The organism is Amycolatopsis acidiphila (assembly GCF_021391495.1).
Taxonomy (GTDB): Bacteria; Actinomycetota; Actinomycetes; order Mycobacteriales; family Pseudonocardiaceae; genus Amycolatopsis_E; species Amycolatopsis_E acidiphila.
Genome location: NZ_CP090063.1, coordinates 918,874 through 941,941, shown reverse-complemented (window position 1 = coordinate 941,941; position 23,068 = coordinate 918,874). Strand labels below are relative to the sequence as shown.

26 protein-coding genes are annotated in these 23,068 nt (G+C 70.9%); 8 read left to right on the top strand and 18 right to left on the bottom strand.

Features of this window, described 5'->3' with window-relative positions; translation table 11 throughout:
* Positions 1–23: 23 nt before the first annotated feature.
* The 7 genes from LWP59_RS04660 to LWP59_RS04630 form a co-directional block, all read right to left on the bottom strand.
* Complete coding sequence (locus LWP59_RS04660; protein ID WP_144643430.1) at positions 24–1,208, bottom strand: ABC transporter ATP-binding protein; 1,185 nt, start codon at positions 1,206–1,208, stop codon at positions 24–26.
* A gap of 5 nt (positions 1,209–1,213) precedes the next feature.
* Complete coding sequence (locus tag LWP59_RS04655) at positions 1,214–2,056, bottom strand: carbohydrate ABC transporter permease (RefSeq protein WP_144643431.1); 843 nt, start codon at positions 2,054–2,056, stop codon at positions 1,214–1,216.
* On the bottom strand, positions 2,056–3,006 hold the full coding sequence (locus tag LWP59_RS04650; RefSeq protein WP_144643432.1) for a carbohydrate ABC transporter permease: 951 nt from the start codon (positions 3,004–3,006) through the stop codon (positions 2,056–2,058). Before LWP59_RS04650 ends, LWP59_RS04655 begins: the two co-directional genes overlap by 1 nt.
* A complete protein-coding gene (locus LWP59_RS04645) occupies positions 3,003–4,301 on the bottom strand; it encodes an ABC transporter substrate-binding protein (RefSeq protein WP_144643433.1) in 1,299 nt (432 codons plus the stop codon). The genes LWP59_RS04650 and LWP59_RS04645 overlap by 4 nt, the downstream gene beginning before the upstream one ends.
* 125 nt (positions 4,302–4,426) lie before the next feature.
* Positions 4,427–4,963, bottom strand: coding sequence for a general stress protein (locus LWP59_RS04640; protein WP_144643434.1), 537 nt, complete (start codon positions 4,961–4,963; stop codon positions 4,427–4,429).
* Positions 4,964–5,073: 110 nt separating this feature from the next.
* Positions 5,074–6,270, bottom strand: coding sequence for an acyl-CoA dehydrogenase family protein (locus tag LWP59_RS04635; RefSeq protein WP_144643435.1), 1,197 nt, complete (start codon positions 6,268–6,270; stop codon positions 5,074–5,076).
* A 79-nt stretch (positions 6,271–6,349) separates the two neighbouring features.
* Positions 6,350–7,210, bottom strand: coding sequence for a slipin family protein (locus LWP59_RS04630; RefSeq protein ID WP_144643436.1), 861 nt, complete (start codon positions 7,208–7,210; stop codon positions 6,350–6,352).
* Between the two features lie 86 nt (positions 7,211–7,296).
* On the opposite strand from LWP59_RS04630, the gene LWP59_RS04625 reads away from it, so the two are divergent.
* Genes LWP59_RS04625 through LWP59_RS04610 form a run of 4 tightly spaced genes read left to right on the top strand, consistent with a single transcriptional unit; the run spans position 7,297 to position 11,135 of the window.
* Positions 7,297–8,163: an aminoglycoside phosphotransferase family protein gene (locus tag LWP59_RS04625; RefSeq protein WP_144643437.1), complete on the top strand. Its 867-nt coding sequence runs from the start codon at positions 7,297–7,299 to the stop codon at positions 8,161–8,163.
* Between the two features lie 10 nt (positions 8,164–8,173).
* Positions 8,174–9,466 carry a magnesium transporter MgtE N-terminal domain-containing protein gene (locus LWP59_RS04620; RefSeq protein WP_144643438.1) on the top strand — a complete coding sequence of 431 codons (1,293 nt, stop codon included), beginning with the start codon at positions 8,174–8,176 and terminating at the stop codon, positions 9,464–9,466.
* Positions 9,459–9,980, top strand: a complete 522-nt coding sequence (locus LWP59_RS04615; RefSeq protein ID WP_144643439.1) for a DUF1003 domain-containing protein — start codon at positions 9,459–9,461, stop codon at positions 9,978–9,980. Before LWP59_RS04620 ends, LWP59_RS04615 begins: the two co-directional genes overlap by 8 nt.
* A 9-nt stretch (positions 9,981–9,989) precedes the next feature.
* Positions 9,990–11,135 carry an Mrp/NBP35 family ATP-binding protein gene (locus LWP59_RS04610; RefSeq protein ID WP_144643440.1) on the top strand — a complete coding sequence of 382 codons (1,146 nt, stop codon included), beginning with the start codon at positions 9,990–9,992 and terminating at the stop codon, positions 11,133–11,135.
* Positions 11,136–11,242: 107 nt separating this feature from the next.
* Here LWP59_RS04610 and tatB read toward each other — a convergent pair whose 3' ends face one another.
* From tatB to sigE, 4 genes are all read right to left on the bottom strand, one after another.
* Positions 11,243–11,644 (bottom strand): Sec-independent protein translocase protein TatB, encoded by a 402-nt coding sequence (gene tatB, locus LWP59_RS04605; protein ID WP_144643441.1) that lies wholly within the window; start codon positions 11,642–11,644, stop codon positions 11,243–11,245.
* 42 nt (positions 11,645–11,686) lie between these two features.
* Positions 11,687–13,207: a S1C family serine protease gene (locus tag LWP59_RS04600; RefSeq protein ID WP_144643442.1), complete on the bottom strand. Its 1,521-nt coding sequence runs from the start codon at positions 13,205–13,207 to the stop codon at positions 11,687–11,689.
* 81 nt (positions 13,208–13,288) lie between these two features.
* Complete coding sequence (locus LWP59_RS04595; RefSeq protein WP_144643443.1) at positions 13,289–13,948, bottom strand: zf-HC2 domain-containing protein; 660 nt, start codon at positions 13,946–13,948, stop codon at positions 13,289–13,291.
* A gap of 55 nt (positions 13,949–14,003) precedes the next feature.
* The gene (gene sigE, locus LWP59_RS04590; protein ID WP_144643444.1) at positions 14,004–14,627 is read right to left on the bottom strand and encodes an RNA polymerase sigma factor SigE; all 624 of its coding nucleotides are present in this window, start codon (positions 14,625–14,627) and stop codon (positions 14,004–14,006) included.
* Positions 14,628–14,803: 176 nt separating this feature from the next.
* On the opposite strand from sigE, the gene LWP59_RS04585 reads away from it, so the two are divergent.
* Together LWP59_RS04585 and LWP59_RS04580 are read left to right on the top strand one after the other, a co-directional pair.
* The gene (locus tag LWP59_RS04585) at positions 14,804–15,436 is read left to right on the top strand and encodes an O-methyltransferase (RefSeq protein WP_144643445.1); all 633 of its coding nucleotides are present in this window, start codon (positions 14,804–14,806) and stop codon (positions 15,434–15,436) included.
* A 55-nt stretch (positions 15,437–15,491) separates the two neighbouring features.
* The gene (locus LWP59_RS04580; protein WP_144643446.1) at positions 15,492–16,313 is read left to right on the top strand and encodes a helix-turn-helix transcriptional regulator; all 822 of its coding nucleotides are present in this window, start codon (positions 15,492–15,494) and stop codon (positions 16,311–16,313) included.
* Here the strand turns inward: LWP59_RS04580 and LWP59_RS04575 are convergent.
* Positions 16,261–17,451, bottom strand: a complete 1,191-nt coding sequence (locus tag LWP59_RS04575) for an MFS transporter (RefSeq protein ID WP_144643450.1) — start codon at positions 17,449–17,451, stop codon at positions 16,261–16,263. The two genes, LWP59_RS04580 and LWP59_RS04575, sit on opposite strands and share 53 nt — an antisense overlap.
* Positions 17,452–17,559: 108 nt before the next feature.
* Here LWP59_RS04575 and LWP59_RS04570 point away from each other — a divergent pair, with 108 nt between their 5' ends.
* The gene (locus tag LWP59_RS04570) at positions 17,560–18,477 is read left to right on the top strand and encodes a LysR family transcriptional regulator (RefSeq protein ID WP_144643447.1); all 918 of its coding nucleotides are present in this window, start codon (positions 17,560–17,562) and stop codon (positions 18,475–18,477) included.
* 135 nt (positions 18,478–18,612) lie between these two features.
* Here the strand turns inward: LWP59_RS04570 and LWP59_RS04565 are convergent, their stop codons facing one another.
* Both LWP59_RS04565 and LWP59_RS04560 read right to left on the bottom strand, forming a co-directional pair.
* On the bottom strand, positions 18,613–19,989 hold the full coding sequence (locus LWP59_RS04565; RefSeq protein WP_191334857.1) for a leucyl aminopeptidase family protein: 1,377 nt from the start codon (positions 19,987–19,989) through the stop codon (positions 18,613–18,615).
* Positions 19,990–20,060: 71 nt separating this feature from the next.
* Positions 20,061–20,228 carry a DUF3117 domain-containing protein gene (locus LWP59_RS04560; RefSeq protein ID WP_081617745.1) on the bottom strand — a complete coding sequence of 56 codons (168 nt, stop codon included), beginning with the start codon at positions 20,226–20,228 and terminating at the stop codon, positions 20,061–20,063.
* Positions 20,229–20,403: 175 nt separating this feature from the next.
* Between LWP59_RS04560 and LWP59_RS04555 the strand changes: the two genes are divergently transcribed.
* Entirely contained in the window at positions 20,404–21,198 is a 795-nt protein-coding gene (locus LWP59_RS04555) for an enoyl-CoA hydratase-related protein (protein ID WP_144646229.1), read from the top strand.
* 83 nt (positions 21,199–21,281) lie between these two features.
* Here LWP59_RS04555 and LWP59_RS04550 read toward each other — a convergent pair whose 3' ends face one another.
* The 4 genes from LWP59_RS04550 to LWP59_RS04535 are packed head-to-tail and all read right to left on the bottom strand — an operon-like array spanning position 21,282 to position 22,984.
* Complete coding sequence (locus LWP59_RS04550) at positions 21,282–21,848, bottom strand: DNA-3-methyladenine glycosylase I (protein WP_144646227.1); 567 nt, start codon at positions 21,846–21,848, stop codon at positions 21,282–21,284.
* Positions 21,845–22,300, bottom strand: a complete 456-nt coding sequence (locus LWP59_RS04545; protein ID WP_144646225.1) for an SRPBCC family protein — start codon at positions 22,298–22,300, stop codon at positions 21,845–21,847. The genes LWP59_RS04550 and LWP59_RS04545 overlap by 4 nt, the downstream gene beginning before the upstream one ends.
* Positions 22,297–22,599, bottom strand: coding sequence for a DivIVA domain-containing protein (locus LWP59_RS04540; protein WP_144646223.1), 303 nt, complete (start codon positions 22,597–22,599; stop codon positions 22,297–22,299). The genes LWP59_RS04545 and LWP59_RS04540 overlap by 4 nt, the downstream gene beginning before the upstream one ends.
* A gap of 46 nt (positions 22,600–22,645) precedes the next feature.
* Positions 22,646–22,984, bottom strand: a complete 339-nt coding sequence (locus tag LWP59_RS04535; protein WP_144646221.1) for a hypothetical protein — start codon at positions 22,982–22,984, stop codon at positions 22,646–22,648.
* Positions 22,985–23,068 lie beyond the last annotated feature (84 nt).

Genomic DNA, 23,068 nt, shown 5'->3' with positions numbered 1-23,068 from the left:
TAAGCGTGGAAGGGTGCCGCGGCTCAGTCCTCCTCGTAGGTGAGGTTCGCGCCCGAGGACGGGTCGAACAACTGCAGCTTGGTCGCGTCGAACCAGACCTCGGCCTGGCCACCGGCGGACACCGGCGACGACGCGGACAGCCGGGCGACGATCTGGGCACCGCCGCCCGGGATGTCGTCCGCGCCCGTGTCCGCGGCCAGCTCGGCCAGTTCGGAGGAGCTCGCCAGCTCCCCCTCGATCGTGAAGTAGGCGTACTTCTCCGACCCCATCGACTCGAGCACGTCCACGTGCGCGGCGAAGGTGACACCGCTGCTCCGGGCGGCCTCATCGACCAGCGCGGCGTCCTCGAAGTGCTCCGGGCGCACGCCGACGATCACCTCGCGCGGCGCCTTCGCGGCCTCGGCCAGCCGCCGCACCTTGTCCGGCAGCGCGAACGACCCGAGCGGGCTCTTGAGCTGCCCGTCCTCCAGCGTCGCCGGCAGGAAGTTCATCGACGGCGAGCCGATGAACCCGGCCACGAACAGGTTCGCGGGGTGGTCGTAGAGGAACTGCGGGCTGCCGATCTGCTGCACGTAGCCGGCCCGCAGCACGACGACGCGGTCACCGAGCGTCATCGCCTCGGTCTGGTCGTGCGTGACGTAGAGCGTGGTCGTGCCCAGTTGCTTCTGCAGCTTCGACACCGACGTGCGCATCTGGCCGCGCAGCTTGGCGTCCAGGTTGGACAGTGGCTCGTCCATCAGGAACGCCTTGGGGTTGCGCACGATCGCCCGGCCCATCGCCACCCGTTGCCGCTGCCCGCCGGAGAGGTTCGCGGGCTTGCGGTCCAGGTGCTGGGTGAGGTCCAGGATCCGCGCGGCCTCCTCGACCTTCGCCCGCACCGTCGCGTCGTCCACCTTGGCCAGCCGCAGCGGGAAGGCCATGTTCTCGCGGACGCTCATGTGCGGGTACAGGGCGTAGGACTGGAACACCATCGCGATGTCACGGTCCTTCGGCGCCCGCTCGTTCATCCGCTTACCGTCGATGCGCAGCTCACCGGAGGAGATGTCCTCCAGCCCCGCCACCATGTTCAGCGTGGTCGACTTCCCGCAGCCCGACGGCCCCACCAGGATGATGAACTCGCCGTCCCCGACCGTCAGGTCCACTTCGGACACCGCGAGCGCGCCGTCGGGATAGCGCTTGCTCACCTTGTCCAGAACGATTTCAGCCATGGCACTTACCCCTTCACGGCACCGGAGGTCAGCCCCGCGACGATACGGCGCTGGAAGAACAACACGAACACGATGATCGGAATGGTGATCACCACGGCGGCGGCCGAGATCGTCCCCGTCGGGTCCTCGAACTGCGAGGCGCCGGTGAAGAACGACAGCGCCGCCGGCACGGTGCGCGACGCGTTGGTCGACGTCAGCGAGATGGCGAACAGGAAGTCGTTCCAGCAGAAGATGAACACCAGGATCGCCGTGGTGAACACGCCCGGCGCGGCCAGCGGCGCGATCACCCGGCGGAACGCCTGGCCCGGCGTGGCCCCGTCCATCTTCGCCGCCTTCTCCAGCTCCCACGGGATCTCGCGGAAGAACGCCGAGAGCGTGTAGATCGACAGCGGCAGCGCGAAGGTGATGTAGGGGATGATCAGGCCGAGCCAGGTGTCGAACAGCCCCAGCGTCCGCTCGATGTTGAACAGCGGCGTCACCAGCGAGACCTGCGGGAACATCGCGATCAGCAGCGAGATGCCCACCAGGAACTGCTTGCCGGGGAAGTCGAGCCTGGCGATCGCGTACGCGGCCATCGTGCCGAACACCACCGCGATCGCCGTCGCGATGATCGCGATGCCGATCGAGTTGATCAGCGCCCGGATGAAGTCGCTGGTCTGGAAGATGTCCGCGTAGTTCTGGAACGTCCACGCGCGCGGGATGAAGTTGCCGTCGTCGAGGGTGTCCTTCGTCTTGAACGACAGCGACAGGATCCACAGCACCGGCACCAGCGCGTAGACCACGACGACGATGTCGACCAGCGTCCACCGCGTCCGGCGTCCGGCCGTGATCGCACCCTGCATGGCCATCAGCGCTTACCTCCCGTGTCCGAGCCCGGCGCCGCGGTGCCGAACAGTTTGATGAAGATGAACGCGAGGATCGCGACCGTGATGAAGATCAGCACGGCCATCGTCGAGCCGATGCCGAGGTTCAGACCCTTCAGCAGGTTGTTGTAGGTCTGCATGGACACCGACGACGTGTCGTTCGCGCCGGACGTGAGCACGAAGATGTTGTCGAAGATGCGGAACGCGTCGAGCGTGCGGAACAGCAGCGCCACCAGGATCGCCGGCTTCATCACCGGCACCATCACCTTGGTGAACCGCTGCCACGCGTTCGCCCCGTCCATCGCCGCCGCCTTGAGCAGGTCGTCGGGCACCAGCGCGAGCCCGGCCATCAGCAGCAGCGCCATGAACGGGGTCGTCTTCCACACCTCGGCCAGCACGATGATCAGCAGCGACGGGATGTACTGCGTCAGCGGCGCGGCGTCCGGGCCCAGCAGGTTCGCCAGGTAGCCGGTGCCCGGCGTCCACGCGTAGTACCACGAGAACGCCGCCACCACCGTCACGATGCCGTACGGGATCAGGGAAACCGTGCGGACCAGGCCGCGCCCGACGATCGTGCGATGCATGATCAGCGCGAGCAGCATGCCCAGCACCAGCTCGATCGCCACGGACACGACGGTGATCAGCATCGTGGTGCCGAAGGCGGTCCACCAGTACGAATTGGTCAGCACGGCCGCGTAGTTGGCGAAGCCGATGAACTTCTGCTGCGCCGGGAACCTCAGGTCGTAGCGCTGCAGCGAGAGCCAGACGGAGTAGAGGATCGGATAGGCAGTGACGAGCAGCATTACGATGGCCGCGGGCGCGCACAGCAGCAGCCCCAGCCGCCGCTCAGCCTTCTTGCCCTCGCTGAGCGCGGGTTTGCCCTTCTTTCCCGGTCTCGGCTGTGCCACCGGGGTTTCGGTAACGGCGGAGCTCACGGGATCACACCTTTCGACTGGAGCGCGTCGGAAAGCTGGCTGCGCAACTCGTCCGCGGTCTTCTGCGGGTCGATCTTCGACGGCGGCGAGAGCACCTTGGAGATGACCGTCGACAGGCTCTGGTAGGCCGGGGTGAGCGGCCGCACCGCCGCGTTCTTCAGCGCGGCGAGAATGGTGTCACGCATCGGGTACGCGGTCTGCATGCTCGGGTTGTCGTCCGGGTTCACCGGTTTGCTCGCGTCGAGCGGCGTGTTGTCGGTGTAGAGCGACTCGATGCTCGGCGGCACCCCGTCCTTGAGCGCGGAGAACTTCTGGTTGTCCTTGTCGCGCAAGCACAACGCGGCCTCGAACGCCTCCGGCTTGTGCTGGGAGTACGAGCTGACCGCGAGGTCGTAGCCGCCGATCGTGGTCTTCGCCGGCTGGCCGGGGTTGACCTCGGGGTAGGTCGTCCACTTGAAGTGCGGCAGGTCCGCCGGCTGTTCCTTGGCGTAGGAGGCGTAGACAAACGGCCAGTTCAGCTCGAAGGCGCCGTTGCCCCGCTGGAAGGCCTGGCGGGTTTCGTCCTCCTTCTGGTTCGTCAGCGACGGGTCGGTGATGCCGGTCGAGGTGACCTGCTTGAGGATCTCCAGCGCCTTCACCGCGCCCGCGTCCATCACCACGGACTTGCCGTCGTCGGAGAGGATGTGCCCGCCCGCGGACTCGACCAGCGTGTTGTAGACGACCACGAGGCCCTCGTACTGGGCACCGGTGAACAGCACCGCGTGCGGCTTGCCCTGGGCCTTGAGCTGCTGCGCCTGCGCCATCATCTGGTCCCAGGTCTGCGGCGGCTGCGGGGTGATCCGATCGTCGTACCAGAGCAGCTGGACGTTGGTGTTCTTCGTGGCGGCGTAGAGCTTTCCGTTCCAGGTGGCCGTTTTCAGCGGTCCCGGTAGGACACCCTGCTCGGCGGCGGCCTTGTCGGCACCCGTCCACTCCTCGGCCCAGCCGGCCTCGGCGAACTCGGGCACCCAGGTCACGTCGAGCCCCAGGATGTCCAGACCCTTGTCGCCCGCGGCGAGCCTGCGGACCATCCCCTGCCGCTGGTCGTCGGCGCCGCGCTGCAGCTTGTTGTAGACGATGTGGTAGCGGCCCCCGGCCTGGGCGTTGCAGTTGTCCACGACGCTCTGGAACGTGTCCTCGGGCGCGTAGTAGATGTTGATCGTGATGCCCTTGTCGGAACTGCACGCGGCGAGCGCGCCCGACGCCAGCATCCCTGCGCCGAGGACGGCCGCGACCCGCCTCTTGCCCTTCCCCATCAGGCCTCCTTCACCCGACGCGCACGCCGGCGGGAGACCGCACCCGCACTACGACGTGCCTGTGGATCGGTGGGAAATCAACCTATGCCGGGGGATGATCAGCCGCAAGCCACTTCGGCAACGATTCAGCTCGTTGACCCGGATGGACGCATGGCGAGCTTCGCCAGCAGAGTGCGCCCCTGCTCGGCGTTGCGCGGCTGGCAGAGCACGTCGTACCGGCCCGCGACGAGCTGGCTGGAGGAGGAGAAGTCGCGGCGGCCACGGGTGGAGGCGTAGCTGATGCCGGCGAACACGACGCCGAACAGCATGCCGGAGATCAGGCCGACGAGGACGGGCTGGTAGTGGATGCCGGGACCGCCGCCGCTGAACAGGCCGAGCAGGATGCCGACGAACAGGCCGAACCACGCCCCGGAGATCGCACCCGTGCCGAGCACCTTGCCCCAGGACAGGCGGCCGATCACACGTTCCACGAGCATCAGGTCCACGCCGACGATGGTCACGTCCTCGACCGCGAAGTCGCTGTCCGCGAGGTGCTCGACCGCGCGTTGTGCCTCCGCGTAGGTCGAGTACGAGCCGATCGGCCAGCCGCTGGGCGGCGTCGGCGTACGGGGCAGCCCCTGCGCGGGACGGCCTGACGAGGAAAACGGGCTGGTCACGGTCATCACCTGTACTGGGAGTTCGAGCGGGGTTCCATCCTGCCAATGCCTAGGAAACCACGCGACCCCGCCGCGGGGTGGACCGTGACCACCCTTTTACCCGGCGCGTCCCCCGTTCAGCCCTTCGAGCGGTACTCCCGCAGCAGGCCGCGGCTGATGATCGTCTTCTGGATCTCGCTCGTGCCCTCGCCGATCAGCAGGAACGGCGCCTCCCGCATCAGGCGCTCGATCTCGTACTCCTTCGAGTACCCGTACCCGCCGTGGATGCGGAACGCCTCCTGCGTGACCTCCGCGCAGTACTCCGACGCGATCAGCTTCGCCATCCCCGCCGCGACGTCGTTGCGCTCGCCGGTGTCCTTCAGCCTGGCCGCGTTCACCATCATCAGGTGCGCCGCCTCGACCTTCGTGGCCATCTCCGCGAGCTTGAACGCGATCGCCTGGTGCTCGGCGATCGGCTTGCCGAACGTCTTGCGCTGCTGGGCGTACTCGATCGCCAGCTCGAACGACCGGATCGCGATCCCGCACGCGCGCGCCGCCACGTTCACCCGGCCGACCTCGATGCCGTCCATCATGAACGAGAAGCCCTTGCCCGGCGCCTCGCCGAGGACCTGGGCGGCGGGGATGCGGAAGCCGTCAAACACCGCCTCCGTGGTGTCGACACCCTTGTAGCCCATCTTGTCGATCTTCCCGGGGATCGTCAGCCCCGGCACCACCTCGCCGAACCCCTCGGGCTTCTCCACCAGGAAAGTCGTGAGGTTCTGGTGGGCTTTGTCGGCGCCCTCGTCGGTCTTGACCAGCAAAGCGATCAGGTTCGAGCTGCCACCGTTGGTCAGCCACATCTTCGCGCCGTCGACCACGTAGTCGTGGCCGTCGCGCCGGGCGCGGGTCTTGATCGCCGCCACATCCGAGCCCAGGTCCGGCTCCGACATGGAAAAAGAACCGCGGATCTCCCCCGCCGCCATCTTCGGCAGGTACTTCCGCTTCTGCTCCTCGGTGCCGTGCCGGGAAATCATGTGCGCCACGATGAAATGCGTGTTGATCACACCGGACACGCTCATCCAGCCGCGCGCGATCTCCTCGACCACCAGCGCGTAGGTCAGCAGCGACTCGCCAAGCCCGCCGTACTCCTCCGGGATCGTGATCCCGAACAGGCCCATCTCCTTCATGCCCTCGACGATGTCCGCCGGGTACGCGTCCGCATGCTCCAGCTCCTGCGCGTGCGGAATGATCTCCTTGTCGACGAACGTGCGCACCGTCGACAGGATCTCCGACTGCACCTCGGAAAGACCGGCGGTCTGGGCCAGACGGGCCATTGCTGTGACTCCTATGTCTTCGCGCGGTTTATTACCGCCGAGTATGACCGTCGGTGCCCGTCATCGCATATGAATCCCCTCACGCGGGGTCGTCGGAGGCGCGCGGCAGCGGAGGCGCCTGCCCGTTGGCCGCCTCCTTCGCGGGCGCCGCTTCCTTCGGGGGCGCCGGCTCGTCCGAGGGCGTGGCCGGCTTCGTGTACTGGTCGACGAAGCGCAGCAGCTCCACCGGGAACGGCAGCACGAGCGTCGAGTTCTTCTCCGCCGACACCTGCACCACCGTCTCCAGCAGCCGCAGCTGCAGCGCGGCCGGGGTGTCGGCCATCACGGCGGCCGCCTGGGCCAGCTTCGTCGAGGCCTGGAACTCGCCGTCCGCCGAGATGACCCTGGCGCGGCGCTCACGTTCGGCCTCGGCCTGCCGCGACATGGACCGCTTCATCGTCTCGGGCAGCGCGACGTCCTTGATCTCCACCCGGTCGATGTGCACGCCCCAGTCCAGCGCCGGGCTGTCGATCATCAGCTCGAGGCCCTGGTTGAGCCGTTCGCGGTTGGACAGCAGGTCGTCGAGGTCGCTCTTGCCGATGATCGAGCGCAGCGAGGTCTGGGCCACCTGCCCGACGGCGAACCGGTAGTCCTGCACGTTCACCGCGGCCACCACCGGATCGATGACCTTGAAGTACACGACGGCGTCCACGCGGACGGTGACGTTGTCCCGCGTGATGCCCTCCTGCGCGGGCACCGGCAGGGTCACGATCTGCATGTTGACCTTCTGCAGCCGGTCCGCGACCGGCAGCAGCATCGCCAGCCCGGGCTCGCGGACCTGCGCCCGCACCCGGCCGAACCGGAACACCAGGCCGCGCTCGTACTGCTTGATCACACGCACGCTCGCGCCGAGCCAGGTCACACCTGCGACGGCGATTATGGAGACGAGTTCCACCACCATGGCCGCTCCCCGGGGGCTAGTGCCTCTGCCCGATGTTACCCCCGTCACACGGCTCCGGCGGCCAACTCGTGCGGCATCCTGGGTGGATGCGCATCCCGACGGCGTTCGCCGAGGAGATCGCCCGCCGCGAGGGCGACGCCGGGCGGGCGTGGCTGGCGGAGCTGCCCGCGCTGGCTGCGCGGTACTGCCGTGAGTGGCAGCTGAGCCCCGACGGCGAGCCGATGCACGGCTGTCTCGGCGTGGTCCTGCCGGTGACCCGCGCGGACGGCTCCCCCGCGGCTCTCAAGCTCACCCGGGTGGACGCGGAAACCCGCGGCGAGCCCGTCGCACTGTCCACTTGGCACGGTTCGGGATCCGTACTGCTGCTGGAAAGTGCGCCGGGGGTACTGCTGCTGGAGCGGCTGGATCCCACCCGGACCCTCGCCGTCGAGCCGATCGGCGCGGCGGTCGAGATCGCGGCCCGGCTGCTGCGCCGGCTCGCCGTGCCGGCGCCCGCCTCGATCCGCCGGCTCCCGGCTGCGCGGCTGGCGGAAGAGCTGCCCGCGAAGTGGCGGCGCCTTGGCGAGCCGATCCCCCGGCGACTGCTCGACGCGGCCGTCCAGGTGTGCCGGGACTCGAGGCCGGGATCCCTGCTGGTGAACGAGGATCTGCACTACGAGAACGTGCTCGCCGGAACCCGCGAGCCCTGGCTGGTGATCGACCCCAAGCCGGTCGCGGGCGATCCCGAATTCGGCGTGATTCCGCTGTTGTGGAACAGAATGACCGAGTCCACAGTGGATGCGAAGTTCGCCGTGATCGTCGCCGCGGCCGGACTCGACGCCGGCCGGGCCCGGGCGTGGACACTCGTGCGCGGGGTGCAGAACTGGCTGCGGTCACTGGAGTACGGCGGTTTCCCCGGGCCGGCGCGCCTCGCCGCCATCACCTGCTGGGCGGCGGGTTCGAACTCGCTATAACCTGGGCCCCATGCCACCCGTGAACAGGGTCTTCGCCGCCCAGCTGGCCGGGTTGCCGGTGTTCGGGCCGGACGGCGAGTCCATCGGCAAGGTCCGCGACCTCGTCGTCGGGCTGCGGCTGGACCAGCAGCCGCCGCGGGTGCTCGGGCTCGTGGTCGAGCTGTCGACCCGGCGGCGGGTGTTCGTGCCGATGCTGCGGGTCACCTCGATCGAGCCGAACGCCGTCACGCTCGCGACCGGCTCGGTCAACATGCGCCAGTTCCACCAGCGCCCCAACGAGGTCCTCGTCCTCGGCCAGCTCATCGACGCGCACGCCCAGCTGCGGGAGACCGGCGCCAGGATCACCGTCGTGGACGCCGCGATGGAGCCGCTGCGCACCCGTGACTGGGTGCTCGCCAGGCTCGCGGTCCGCGAGCGCACCGGCCGCCTCGGCCTCGGCCGCCGCCGCTCGTCCCTGCAGGTGCTGCCCTGGAACGAGGTCTCCGGCCTCGGCCTGACGGACCTGACCGGCCAGCCGCAGGGCGCGGGCCAGCTGCTGATGCTGTTCGACACGATGCGCGCGGTCGACATCGCCGCGACCGTGCGGGACCTGCCGACCAAGCGCAAGCACGAGGTCGCGGACTCGATGGACGACGAGCGCCTCGCGGACGTGCTCGAGGAGCTGCCCGAGGACGACCAGAAGGAGCTGCTGCAGCACCTGTCCGAGGACCGCGCGGCCGACATCCTCGAGGCGATGAACCCCGACGACGCCGCCGACCTGCTCGCCGAGCTGAACCCGGCCGACCAGAGCAGGCTGCTGGAGCTGATGGAGCCGGAGGAGTCCGAGCCGGTCAAGCGGCTGCTGGCCTACTCGTCGCACACCGCGGGCGGGCTCATGACGCCCGAGCCGGTGGTGGTCACCCCGGACGCGACGGTCGCCGAGGCGCTCGCGCACATCCGCAACGCCGACCTGCCCGCCGCGCTCGCGACGATGGTGTTCGTGTGCCGACCGCCGTCCGCGACGCCCACCGGGCGCTATGTCGGCGTCGTGCACTTCCAGCGCCTGCTGCGCGAACCACCCGCGGAGATGGTCGCGGCAGCGGTCGACACCGACCTGCCCGCGCTGCGGCCCGGAGCCTCCCTGTCGGAGGTGACACGCTACTTCGCGGCGTACAACCTCGCCTGCGGGCCGGTCGTGGACGCCCAGGACCACCTGCTCGGCGCCGTCACCGTCGACGACGTGCTCGACCACCTGCTGCCCGAGGACTGGCGTGAGACCGGGCTGCACGACGTGACCAACAAGGAGGAGGTGGAGCGTGCCTGAACTGCTCCCCAGGCGGCGGCTGGACCAGCCCCGCGCGTCGGGCCGCCGATTCATCGCGTTCGATCCGGACACCTTCGGCAGGCTCTCCGAGCGGCTGGCCCGGTTCCTCGGCACCGGCAAGTACCTGTTCTGGCAGACCCTCATCGTCCTGGTCTGGATCGCGCTCAACCTCGGGGCGGCCACGCTGCGCTGGGACCCGTACCCGTTCATCCTGCTCAACCTGGCCTTCTCCACGCAGGCGGCCTATGCGGCGCCGCTGATCCTGCTCGCGCAGAACCGGCAGGACGACCGTGACCGGGTCTCGCTGGAGGAGGACCGCAACCGCGCCGCCCAGACCAAGGCCGACACCGAGTACCTGGCCCGTGAGCTGGCCGCGCTGCGGCTCGCGATCGGCGAGGTCGCCACGCGCGACTACCTGCGTGGCGAGCTGGACAAGCTGCGCGAGGACCTCAACACCAGGCCCCGGAAGCCGAAACCGAACCGCCAGGCGCCGGAGCCCGTTACCGGTACGTAGCATGGGTGCATGACCAGCACGCAGCAGATCCCCAGCGTGGAGGATGTCCGCGCGGCGCTCGCGGACGTCTACGACCCGGAGATCAAGAAACCGATCACCGATCTCGGCATGGTCAAGGACGTGGCGGTCGGCACGGACGGGGTCGTCACCGTCTCGGTGTACCTGACCGTCGCGGGCTGTCCGCTGAAGGAGACCATCACCCGCGACACCACCAAGGCCGTCGGCAAGCTCGACGGCGTGCGCGAGGTGAAGGTCGAGCTCGACGTGATGAGCGACGAGCAGCGCACCGAGCTGCGGAAGTCCCTGCGCGGGGACGCGGCCGAGCCGGTGATCCCGTTCGCGCAGCCGGGGTCGCTGACGCGGGTGTACTGCGTCGCGTCCGGGAAGGGCGGGGTCGGCAAGTCCAGCGTGACGGTCAACCTGGCGGTCGCGATGGCCGAGCGCGGGCTGTCGGTGGGCGTGGTCGACGCCGACATCTACGGCCACTCGGTGCCGCGGATGCTGGGTACGACGGAGAAGCCCACCAAGGTCGACACGATGATCATGCCGCCACAGGCGCACGGCGTGAAGGTGATCTCGATCGGCATGTTCACCCCCGGGAACACCCCGGTGGTGTGGCGCGGGCCGATGCTGCACCGCGCGTTGCAGCAGTTCCTGGCGGACGTGTTCTGGGGCGATCTGGACATCCTGCTGCTCGACCTCCCGCCGGGCACCGGTGACATCGCGATCTCGGTGGCGCAGCTGATCCCGAACGCCGAGATCCTGGTGGTCACCACGCCGCAGCAGGCCGCCGCCGAGGTGGCCGAGCGCGCGGGCGCGATCGCGATGCAGACCCGGCAGCGGCTCGCGGGCGTCATCGAGAACATGTCGTGGCTGGAGACGCCGTCCGGGGAACGCATGGAGATCTTCGGCTCCGGCGGTGGCCAGACGGTCGCCGACTCGCTGTCGAAGTCGACCGGTTCGCAGGTGCCGCTGCTGGGGCAGGTGCCGCTGGACCCGCGCCTGCGCGAACAGGGCGACTCCGGGACGCCGATCGTCCTGGCGGAGCCGGCCGCGCCCGCGGCGGAAGTGCTGAAGGACGTGGCGCAGAAGCTGTCCGTCCGGGCTCGCGGCCTGGCGGGCATGATGCTGAACGTGACGCCGAAGGGCCGGTAAGCGCCCTGCACGAAGGCCCGCTGCCCCGCGAGGGGTGGCGGGCCTTTTTGTGTTCTGGGTCAGGTGGCACGCACGACGACCGGCACCGGCCGTCAACTTGTCAAGAGTCAGGTCGCGTCCGGGTCGACCGGCGGCCTCTCCCCCGGCTTGAGCGCCTCCTGCTCCGGCTTCACCGGGACGGCCGGGTAGCCGTTGGGCTTCGTGCTGCCGCCGCTGGTGCCGTTGAGGCCGAGCGGGTCGCTGTCGCCGTCGAAGAGGTGGTTCGTGATCGCGCGACGCGGGTCGAAGTTGCGCAGCTGCCGCAGGTCCTCCAGCGGCTTGCGGAAGTCCTCGAACTCCGGGCCCATCTCGTCCCGCAGCTGCTGGCGCGCACCGGAGGCGAACTCCCGCACCTTGCGCACGCTCTTCGCCAGCCACGACGCCGCCTCGGGCAGCCGCTCCGGGCCGAGGATGAACAGACCGGCGACGATGAGAACCAGAATCTCGCCCCAGCCCACGCTATCGAACACCAGCGAACCTCCTCGTGACCCTTGCCCGGTCAGCGTACCCGGCTAATCGGAACCCAGGGTTACGTCGACGACAAGAGGGCGCCCCTGCCGGACGATCTGCACGGGCACGACCTCGCCGACGTTGTGCGCCCGCACCGCGACCGTCAGCTCGGGGGCGTTGCGCACCAGCCGGTCGCCGACCTTCGTGATCACGTCGCCCTCCGCGATGCCGGCCCGGGCGGCCGGGCCGCCGTCGGCGATGTTGGCCACCACGGCGCCCTCGGCGGTGTCGGCCGAGACGGAGTTGGCGTTGACCCCGATGTCGGCGTGCTTGACGGTGCCGTTGCTGATGAGCACCTTCGCGATCTTCATCGCTTCGTCGGCCGGGATGGCGAACCCGATGCCGGTGCCGATGCTGCCCCCGGTGTCACCGGTGTCGGTCCGGATCGACGAGTTGATCCCGATCAGCGCCCCGGTCGAGTCGACGAGCGCGCCACCCGAGTTGCCCCTGTTGATCGACGCGTCGGTCTGGATCGCGTCGTAGGTGACCGGCGGGTCGCCGTTCTCGCCCGGCACCGTGACCGGCCGGTGCAGCGCGCTGACGATGCCCGCGGTGACCGTGTTCTGCAGGCCGAGCGGCGAGCCGACGGCGATCACCGAGTCGCCGGGTTCGAGGTCGGCGGACTTGCCGATCTGGATGACGACAGGGTTCGCGACCGCCACCTTGATCACCGCGAGGTCGGTCTTCGGGTCGGTGCCGACGACCTTCGCGTCGGTGCGGGTGCCGTCGCTGAACACGGCCGTCATCTTGGCCTGCGGGTCGCTGGTGGCCAGCGAGATGACGTGGTTGTTGGTGATCGCGTAGCCGTTCGGGTCGATCACCACGCCGGAACCGACGCTGCCGGAGTCACCGGACTTCACCTCGATCGAGATGACGGCGGGGGACACCCGCTGCGCGATGTTCGCGATCGAGCCCGGCGCGCGCTCCTTGCCCGCCTCGGCCTCGGCGATCGTCGCGCTCCCGGTGAGCGAGTCCCCGGTGCTCGCCACCCACCAGCCGACCAGGCCGCCCACGGCGCCGATCAGCAGGCACACGACCCCGAGCAGGCCGAGCGCGGTGGGCTTGACCCGGCGGCCGAACAGCACCTCGGGCAGCGACAGCATCGCGCCACGGGGCCGCTCGTCGTCGTCCTTCTCGTCGTCCTCGGTGTCCAGCGCCGGGCCGCCGAGCACAGCGGCCGCACCCGGGTCACGCCATGGGTCGGCGGTCTTCGACCACAGGGGCGACTCGGGCGACGTGGGCCGCCCGTTGCCGTTGTCGTCGCCGGGACGCTGGAGCTGGACGTCCTCCGCGCCGGCCGGGCGCCCGAAGGCCTCGGCCAGCGACTCCGGCGCCGGCGGCCTCGAGATGATCTTGTCGCCGTTGCGAGAGGTGGGCGTGTACACCTTGTCGAAGGCGCCCTCGACGCCACGCGGCCTGCCGAAAGTGGCGGCCTGCGCGGGATCGACCGGGGGACGGTCCAGGGGCTTGGGGGCGAGCCGAGGCTCGCCGGAGTTCTCCGCTGGAGTGTTCGGCTGACTCATCGTTCCCCGGGTTGGACGGACTTCACGGCTCGGCGCGACCCTACGCCACCTGATTCTTCCGCCTCGACGGTGAAGCCGACGTCAGCGACCCGGGGTGACCAGGGTGGTCGTCGTGGTGGTGGGCGCGGCAGGCTGGTCCTGGCCGCCGAACTGCGCACGCAGCACGCCCGGGTTGCTACCCGCGGGCTGCGGGGTGACCTGGGCCGTACCCGCACCGCCACCGGAAGTGGCGACGAGCGCCAGCGCGCTCAGCACGATGCCGGACACGACCACGCCGGCGCCCTGCGCCGCACGCCGCCGCACGGAGCCGGAGCGGTGCGCGTTGAGCACGGCGGAGCCGCTGCCCAGCGGGGTGCCGGAACCGAGCGGGGCCGAGGACCCGAGCGTGCCGGGCATGTGCCGCAGGCCCGCGACGCGGTCCGGGCGCTGGATGGCGACCAGCTGGCCGTCCTCGGTCAGCGCCAGGTTGTCCGGGGACATCGGAAGATCGGTGTGCTCGGGGATCGCCCGCAGGCTCGCCAGGAAACCGGCGGACATGCTGGGCGCCTCAGCGCGCTTGACCGCTGCCCGGGCCTGCCGTTGCGCCGCGACCTCCGCCGCACAGCACGGGCATCCGGCGATGTGCGAAGCGGCCCGGTCCCGCGCACCGAGCGAAAGCTCGCCGTCGACGAACGCGACGACCACGTCAGGCAGGAGATGCGACTCGGGAAGCAGGCCCCGGCCTCGCAGAGGCTGTGTCATGCCGGACCCCCGCACCCGGTCGGTCCTACTCGCAGCGCTGCGCGTGGTCCTCCAGTCATGCCGAAGCCTCCATCGAATCCTCTTTCAGCGCGCGCCGCCGCTCGAGCGAGGCACGCAGTGCCTGCCTGCCGCGGTGGATCCGGCTGCGCACGGTGCCCAGCTTGACGCCGAGCGTCGCGCCGATCTCCTCGTAGGACAGCCCTTCGACGTCGCACAGCACCACCGCGGCGCGGAACTCCGGCGGCAGCTCGTCGAGCGCGTCCTGCAGGTCCGGATCCAGATGGGTCTCGCTGTAGACCTGCTCCGGGCTCGGGTCGTCGCCGACGATCCGGTCGGTGTCCTCGGGCAGCCCCTCCATGCGCACCCGCGAGCGGCGGCGCGCCATGTCGAGGAAGAGGTTCGTGGTGATGCGGTGCAGCCAGCCCTCGAAGGTGCCGGGCTTGTAGGAGGCCAGGGACCGGAACACCCGGATGAAGGTCTCCTGGGTGAGGTCCTCGGCGTCGTGGGTGTTGCCCGTCAGGCGGTAGGCGAGCCGGTACACGCGGTCCGCGTGCTCCCGCACGACTTCGTCCCACGACGGCGGCGTCCACGCGGCCTCGTCCACCGTCACCGGACGGCCCTCGGTCGCGAGCTGCTCGTTCATCGGGCTCTTCTGCATCGGCGGGGAAGGCACCTCCATCAGGCTGTTCTCCCTACTGGTTGATCCAACGTGGTCCGGCCGCGCTGTGTTCCCGGCTGTGGGACACAGCTTGACGCGTCTCCTTATGGATGTAGTGAGACCGGACTGAGAGGCACCTGAGAGAAGTGTGCACGTCTTGCACGATTTTGGCGACGACCAGCGCTAACCTTTCCCGCGTGACCTCCGAGACGCACGCCGGCGTCGGTGATTACGTCGAGAGCTACCTGCCCGACGACGACGCCCTGCTGAGCGCCCGCGTGCGCGCGGAGGAACTGGGCTGCGCGCCGCTCGGTGGCGCGGCCGGCGCGGCGCTGTGCTTCCTCGCCACGAGCCTGCGCGCGCGGGCGGTCGTGGAGATCGGCACCGGCACCGGGGTCAGCGGGCTGTACCTGCTGCGCGGCATGACCCCCGAAGGCGTGCTGACCTCGATCGACCTCGAGCCCGAGTACCACCGCACCGCGCGCCGGACGTTCGCCGAGGCGGGGTTCCCGCCCGGGCGCACCCGGTTGATCATGGGCCGCGCGCTCGACGTGCTCCCCCGGCTGACCAGCGGCGGCTACGACCTGGTCTTCATCGACGCGGCGCGGGCGGAGTACCCCAGCTACTACGAACAAGGCGTGCACCTGCTGCGCCCGGGCGGGGTCATCGCGTTCCACGGGGTGCTCGCACCGCGGTCGGACCCGGCGCGGCGGGACCCGGGCGCGTTGGCCGCTCGCGAGCTGGCACGGGCGTTGCGGGACGACGAGCGGCTGGTGCCTTCGCTGCTGCCGGTCGGCGGCGGACTGCTGGTCGCGGCTCTTCGTTCCTGAAACTGTCGGTGCCCGGGGTTACGGTGGCGCTCACCGCGAGCCGAGGAGGTGCCCGGTGCGACAGGCCGTTGTCGAGGCCGCCCGCTTTCTCGCCGGTCGCTGCGGCGAGCCGATCACGTTGTGCGACGTCGCGGACCACGTCGGCTACAGCCCGTTCCACCTTTCGCGCGCGTTCGAACGGCAGCTCGGGCTGCCGCCGGGCCAGTTCCTGGCGGCGCACCGGTTCCAGCGGGCGAAGCGGCTGCTGCTGTCGACCGACGAGCGCGTGATCGACGTGTGCCACGCGGTGGGCTTCAGCTCGGTCGGCACCTTCACGGCGCGGTTCACCGCCGCGGTCGGGCAGTCGCCGGTCCGGTTCCGCCGGTTGCCCGAGGCGCTCGCCGACGCGCCGCCCGAGCCGGTGATCGTGCCCGGCGCCGCGCGCGACGGCGGGATCGTGACCGGGTCGGTCCGGCTGACGCCCGCCGCGCTGGCGCTGCTGGGCGGGACGCCGTCGGTCTACGTCGGGCTGTTCCCCCGCCGGACGGCGCGAGGCTTCCCGGTCAGCGGCACGCTGCTCGGCGAGACGAGCGACTTCCTGCTGATGGACGTGCCCGCCGGCACGTACTGGGTGCTCGCGTCGGCGCTGCCCGCCCGGGCCGGTGCGCAGGCGCAGCTCGTGCCGGGGCAGGCCGTGTCCGGGGCGGCGCGGGAGCCGGTGCGCGTGACGCGCGAGAGCCCGGCCCACCACCGCGAGGTGTGGCTCGACGTGGCGCGGGAGTGGGACGCGCCTGTCCTGGTCGCGTTGCCGCCGCTGGCTTCGGCGACCGCGGGCGGTGCCCGGGCTATCCGGCCGCGGGAACCGTCCGGAAAGGAGTACTTCCTCGCCGGGCGGTGAACGTGACGGCGACGACGGCGATCAGCAGCCAGCAGCTCGTCGCCGCGACCAGCCAGCCCCAGCCCGCGTGCGCGTACACGATGCTGCCGACCGTGCCGCCGACGCTGCTGCCCAGGTAGTAGGTGAGCGTGTAGGTGCCGGACGCCTGACCACGGGCCCCCTCGGGCGCCTCCGCGGCGGTCCAGCTGTTCGCGACCGCGTGGGCGGCGAAGAACCCGCCGGTGAGCACCAGGAACCCGAGCACGACGAGGACCAGGGAGTCCGGCAGCGTCAGCAGGATCCCGAGCACGGTGACCAGCAGGGCGCACACGGCGGTGCGCAGCCGCCCGAAGCGGCCGACGAGCTTGCCGACGGTCGCCGAGGACACCGAACCCATGGCGTAGGCGAGGAACACCAGGGAGGCGATCGCGGGCGAGAGGTCCAGCGGTGCGCCGGTGAGCCGGAAGCCCGCCGCGTTGTACATCGCCACGAACGAGCCCATGGCCAGCAGTCCGACGACGTACTGCGCCAGCAGCACCGGTTTGCCCAGCGCCGCCCCGACGCCGACGAGCACACCGCGCAGCTGTTCGCGGATCGCCGGTTTCGGCTCCCGCGCGGCGCGCCGGGACCGCGGCAGCGTGAGCACGGTCAGCACGGTGAACAGGGTGCCGACGCCGGCCACCACGATCAGTGCCCCGTGATAGCCGAGCGCCTCCGCGCTGAACCCCGCCGAGAGACGGCCGAGCATGCCGCCGACCGAGTTGCCCGCGATCATCGCGCCGACCGCGGCCGCCACGCCCGTCTTGCCGAGCTTTTCGACGAGGTAGGCCGCGGCCACCCCGGGAAAACCGGCGATCGCGGCGCCCTGGAGGGCCCGCAGCACCAGCAGCACCCCGTACGACGGGGCCAGCGGCAACAGCAGGCCCAGCACGGCGGCCGCGATGACCGAGGTGAGGATCACCGGCCGCCTGCCGACGATCTCCGACAGCGCGGCGATCGGCAGCACGGCGATCGCGAGGGCGCCGGTGGCGACGCTGATCGCGAGCGAGGCGGCACCGGGGTCGAGGTGGTACTGCGCGGCGAGCTGCGGCAGCACCGGCTGTGGCGCGTACAGCAGCGCGAACGACGAGATCCCGGCCGCGGCCACCGCGACCTTCACCCGGCGGGTATCGGTCGGCGGGGAAACGAGCAGGTCAGCGGTCACACACTCGAAGCTAAGCCTGGCTAACCGATACGTCTAATACAGCAAAGTGGCACTATCGATACGGTGACGTATGAGACCGAAGCGGAGGCCGCTGACCAGCGGTTCGTCGGGGTGCTGGCGCCCAACCTGGCCCTGTTGTCCGCTCTGCGTGAGACGCGCAACATCACCCGGGCGGCCGAGCTGCTGGAGGTTCCGCAGCCCACGTTGAGCCGCCGCCTTGCGGCGCTCGCCGAGGCGCTCGGCGCGCCGTTGACCGAGCCCGCCGGCCGCGGGATCCGGCTGACCAGGGTGGGCACGATCCTCGCCGACACGGCCGGGCGCGCGCTCACCACGGTCGAGGCGGGGGCGCGGCAGGCGCGGGAGGAGCTCGAACCGGCCACCGGGCACGTCGTGCTCGGGTTCCTGCACCTGCTCGGGCGCCGGCTGGTGCCCAGCCTGCTGGGGGGGTTCCGCGCGCAGTACCCCGGCGTCCGGTTCACCCTGGTGCAGGGCTCACGCCGGCACATCCTCGACCGGCTCGCGACGGGCGAGCTGGACCTCGCGCTCGTCGCGCCGGTGCCGGACGATCCGAACCTGGAGTCGAGCACGCTCGCCGAGCAGGACCTGCTGTTGTGCGTGCCAGCGGGGCACCGGCTCGCCCACCGGCGCCGGGTCCGCTTCGCGGAGCTGGCGGACGAGGCGTTCGTGACGCTGGAGCACGGTTACGGCGTCCGGCAGATCACCGACGCCCTGTGCGCCGAAGCCGGCTTCGAGCCGAAGATCGCCTTCGAGGGCCAGGAGTCGGACACGGTGCGCGGGCTGGTGGCGGCCGGGCTCGGGGTGGCCGTGCTGCCGGAGTTCGGTGCCAGGACGCCGGACGGGGTCGTGGAGATCCCGCTGGCGCCGAAGGTCAGCCGGACGATCTGCCTGACCTGGCCCACCGGCGACCGCTTCACCCCGGCGGTGCGCTCGTTCCGCGACTACGTCCTCGCCCAGACGTAAGCACCGCGCCGCCCTCGGCCAGCGGCTCCGGCTCGAAGCGCCCACCACATCGGCACCGACTCCCGCGCGAACATGCCGGAAGCGCCCAGACGTGAGCCACCGCGCCCGCCCGCGGCTCCGGCGTGCCGGAAGCGCTCAGGCGTAAGACGCCGCCAGTTCGACCAGGGTGCGGGCCGCGAAGCCGGTCGCACCGGGGACCACGTCCGCGTACGGCTTCTCCGCCCGGGCCGGGCCCGCGATGTCCAGGTGCGCCCACGGCACGCCGTCGACGAACTCGCGCAGGAACAGCGCCGCGGTCACCCCACCCGGCCCGCCCGGCGCCTGCCGGACGTCGGCCAGCTCACCGCGCACCGCGTCCACGTGTTCCTCCAGCAGCGGCATCCGCCACCACGCCTCACCGGCCTGCTCCCCCGCCGCCACCACCCGGGCGGCGAGCTCGTCGTCGGTCGCGAACAGGCCGCCGGTGCGCAGGCCGAGCGAGACCTTCATGGCCCCGGTCAGCGTCGCCACGTCGACGACCGCGTCGGGGCGGAACCGGCGGATGCCGTAGACCAGCGCGTCGGCCAGGACCATCCGGCCCTCGGCGTCGGTGTTGCTCACCTCGGTGGTGATCCCGCCGTAGTGGCGCACGACGTCGCCCGGCCGGTACGACCCGCCCGACACGTGGTTCTCCGCGGCCGGCACCAGCGCGGTCACCCGCACGCCGAGGCCCAGCGTCGCGATTGCGCGGATCGCGGCGATCACCGCGGCGCCACCGGCCATGTCGGTGCGCATCAGGTGCATCCCCTCGGCCGGCTTGATGGACAGGCCGCCGGTGTCGAACGTGATGCCCTTGCCGACCAGCAGCAGATGCCTGCCGGCCCCGCGCGGCCGGTAGGTCAGCTCGATCAGCCGCGGCGGGCTGGCCGAACCACCGCCGACGGCGAGGACGCCGCCGAAGCCCTGCTCGGCCAGCCATGCCTCGTCGCGGATCGTCGCGCGCAGCCCGGGCACGCCCGCGACGACGCGTTCGGCGGTCTCGGCGAGCCACGGCGGGTTCTTGATGTTCGACGGCGTGTTCGCGAGGTCGCGCGCGAGCGTCGCGGCGGCGGCCAGTTCACGGACGCGCTCGACGACCTGCTCGGCCGCGGCCGCCTCGGGCGTCACCAGTCGCAGGGTCTGCAGGCCAGGCGTGGTCTCGGCACTGACCTTGAACCGGTAGCCCCCCAGCAGCGCCCCCATCGCCAGCTCGGCGACGTTCGCCTCCGCCCCCAGCTCGACCTGCACGGCCCGGGCCGGCTTCCCATCGTCGGCCTGCGCCGCGCGGACGAGCGCCGCGCCGGCGGCACGCCAGTCCTTCGCCGCACCGGCGCCGACACCGACCAGCCAGCGGACCTCGCCGTGGCCCTCGCGCACCTCACCGGCTTGCAGGTCCGGGTCCGCCGCGGCGACCGGTGTGCTTCGGCGCCGGGAGTCGGCGACCTCGATGTCGATCAGGCGGCTGGGTACGGACGGCAGCGGAAAGCGCGCCAACGGAGGACCTCCGGGAAGGGACGGCGAAAAACCGGCTGACGATCGTCAGCCGGCGGACAGCACGAGCAGAGTCAGCTCGTCGCCTCCTGAAGGGCGACGCCCAGGTCCTTGGCCTCTTCGGCCGACAGCTCTACGACGAGTCGCCCGCCACCCTCGAGCGGCACGCGCATCACGAGGCCCCGCCCCTCCTTAGTCACCTCGAGGGGACCATCTCCGGTCCGGGGCTTCATGGCCGCCATAGCGTGCTCCCTCCGTCTCAACCGGCGCGCCCGGGTCGCGCGTGTCTGAGCCAACCGGGTGTCGAGGGCCATTCTCCCTCATCAACGCGGGCGTGCGAACGCGGACCGATCTTTTCGTGTTTGCATAGGTGCTGGTATGCGGCCCGCAGGCCGCCCAGAAGCCAGGAGGAGACCAGTGACCACCGAGGACGTGCTGCTGACCGCCGACACCGACGGCGTGCGCACCCTGACGCTGAACCGGCCGAAGGCCTACAACTCGCTCACCGTGGAGCTGAAGGAATGCCTGCTCGCGGCGCTCCGCGAGGCCGCGGCCGCGCCGGACGTGCGCGCGGTCGTGCTCACCGGCGCCGGGAAGGCGTTCTGCGCGGGCCAGGACCTGAAGGAGCACGTGGGGCTGCTGCAGGCAGACGACCCGTCGCCGCTGCGCACCGTCGCCGACCACTACAACCCGATCGTGCGCACGATCGTCGACATGCCGAAACCGGTGGTCGCCGCGATCAACGGGCCCGCCGCCGGAGCCGGTGCGGCCTTCGCCTACGCCGCCGACCTGCGCATCGCGGCCGCCTCGGCCAACTTCCTGATGGCCTTCGCCAACGTCGGGCTCGGGCCGGACTCGGGCGCGTCGTGGACGCTGCAGCGGCTGGTCGGCTACGGCCGTGCCGCCGAGCTGATGCTGCTGGCCCGCACGGTGCAGGCGGACGAGGCGAAGCAGCTGGGCCTGGTCGGCGAGGTCGTGCCGGACGAGGAGCTCGCCGGGCGCGCCCACGCCGTCGCGGCGAAGCTCGCCGCCGGCCCGACGGTCAGCTACGCGAAGATCAAGGAGGTGCTGACCGCGGCCGCGGAGAGCAGCCTCGAGGACGCGCTGCTCGCCGAGGACGCCGCACAGACCGTGCTCGGCTCGACCGCGGACCACCGCGAGGCGGTCGAAGCCTTCGTGGCGAAGCGCAAGCCCACCTTCCAGGGCAAGTAGGTCCCCGCCTCGCCACCCGCTACCGGCGGGTGGCGAGGAGCGCGGCCTGGGTGCGGGTGGCGGCAGGATCGGGGCCGACGACGCTAAGCCGCGCGGAAGCAGCCTTCGAGGTGGTCGTCGACCATGCCCGTGGCCTGCATGAGTGCGTAGCAGGTGGTGGGGCCGACGAACGCGAAGCCGCGCTTCTTCAGCTCGCGGGCCATCGCCTTCGACTCGGGCGTGGTCGCCGGAACGTCGGCCATGGCACGCGGGCGGGGGCGCGGGTCCGTGGGTGCGAAGGACCACAGCAGCTCGTCCAGCGGCCGGTCCAGCTCCGCGACCGCCCTCGCGTTGGTGATCGCCGCCCGGATCTTCGCCCGGTTGCGGATGATGGCGGCGTCGGCGAGCAGGCGCGCCACGTCGTCCTCGCCGAACTCCGCCACCTTCTCCGGCACGAACTGGGCGAACGCGCGGCGGAAGGCCTCGCGCTTGCGCAGGATCGTGATCCACGACAGGCCGGACTGGAACGCCTCCAGGCACAGCCGCTCGTACAGCGCGTCCCGGCCGTGCAGCTGCACGCCCCATTCGGTGTCGTGGTAGACCGCGTAGTCCGGGGCCGTGTTGCCCCAGGGGCACCGGGCGACGCCGTCCTCCCCCAGCACGACCGTCACACCGCCCCCATCGTGTAGTCCTCCGCGAACTCGGCGAACCGCTTGAGCGAACGCCGGATGCCGAGGGAGAACGCCGGCCGCGCGACCGGCCAGCCGAGCCGTCCGAGCAGGCCGAACGGCAGGTCGAGGCTCTCCGACCAGACGAACGTCGAGGACTGCGGCCCCTTCGCCTGCACGTGGAAGGCGCCGGTGCCGCGGACGAACTTCCCGAGGTGGCGCATGGTGCAGCGGACCGGCGGCTCCCAGGCGGTGATCTCCATCTGGTCGGTGAAGCCGGCGCCGCCGACCCCGGTGAAGGCCGCGATCCGGGAGCCGACGCTGCGCCCGTCCCCCTCGACGACCTGCACGTGCGTGCCCAGCAGCCACTCGTGCTGGCGGGGCCAGTCGGTCAGCGCCAGCCAGGTCGTGCCCGCCGGGGCCGCGACGTCGACGGAGAAGACGAGATCCGTCATCTCGAGGTCTCGCGTTGCGCTTCGAGTTCGGCGACGCGGGCGCGCAGCGAGTCGATCTCGGTGCCGAGCCTGCGCACCACCCAGTCCACTTCGGACATCTTGTAGCCGCGCAGGACCAGCTGGAACTTCACGGCCTGGACGTCCTCGCCCGTGATGTCGCGGACCGGCAGCCGCGTCGGCGAGCTGCCCGGCGGCAGGGGTGCGAGCTCTTCACCGCGGCCGAACACGACTGCGGCCAGCAGGAACACCACCGCCGCCACGAGCAGCATGACTACGAGGTAGATCAGCGCGGTCGTCACATCACGATTGTGGCAGTCCCCCGTCGAACTGGCGTTTCGTGGCCCGTCACGTCCGGCTCACCCGGGTGGCGCGCCGGCCGAGGAAGGCGCCGCAGAGGCCGACGACGCCCAAGCCCAGCACGAGAACGCCGGCGGCCTTCCGCACTTTCCGTGCCCGGTCGCACACCCGCGTGTCGGCCTGCGCCTGACTGCCCGGCGAGAAGTACCGGTCGTAGGTGCCGGCCTGCGGTACGGGCTTGGCGGGGAGGTCGGCCACGGTCCAGCCGTTCCCGCAGGCGATCGGTTGGCCGCCGGGAGGCGTGGCGTGCACGGGCAGGGAGAACAGGACGAGGAACAGCACGATGAGCACTCCGGAGACGAAGGTGACGAATGCCCACGCACGCATCCGCCGATGGTGGCACATCCCGGCGCCGTGCGCGCTCCTCCGGATGGCCGAGACGAGCGCGGTTTCCTGGTAGGCGGCATCGCG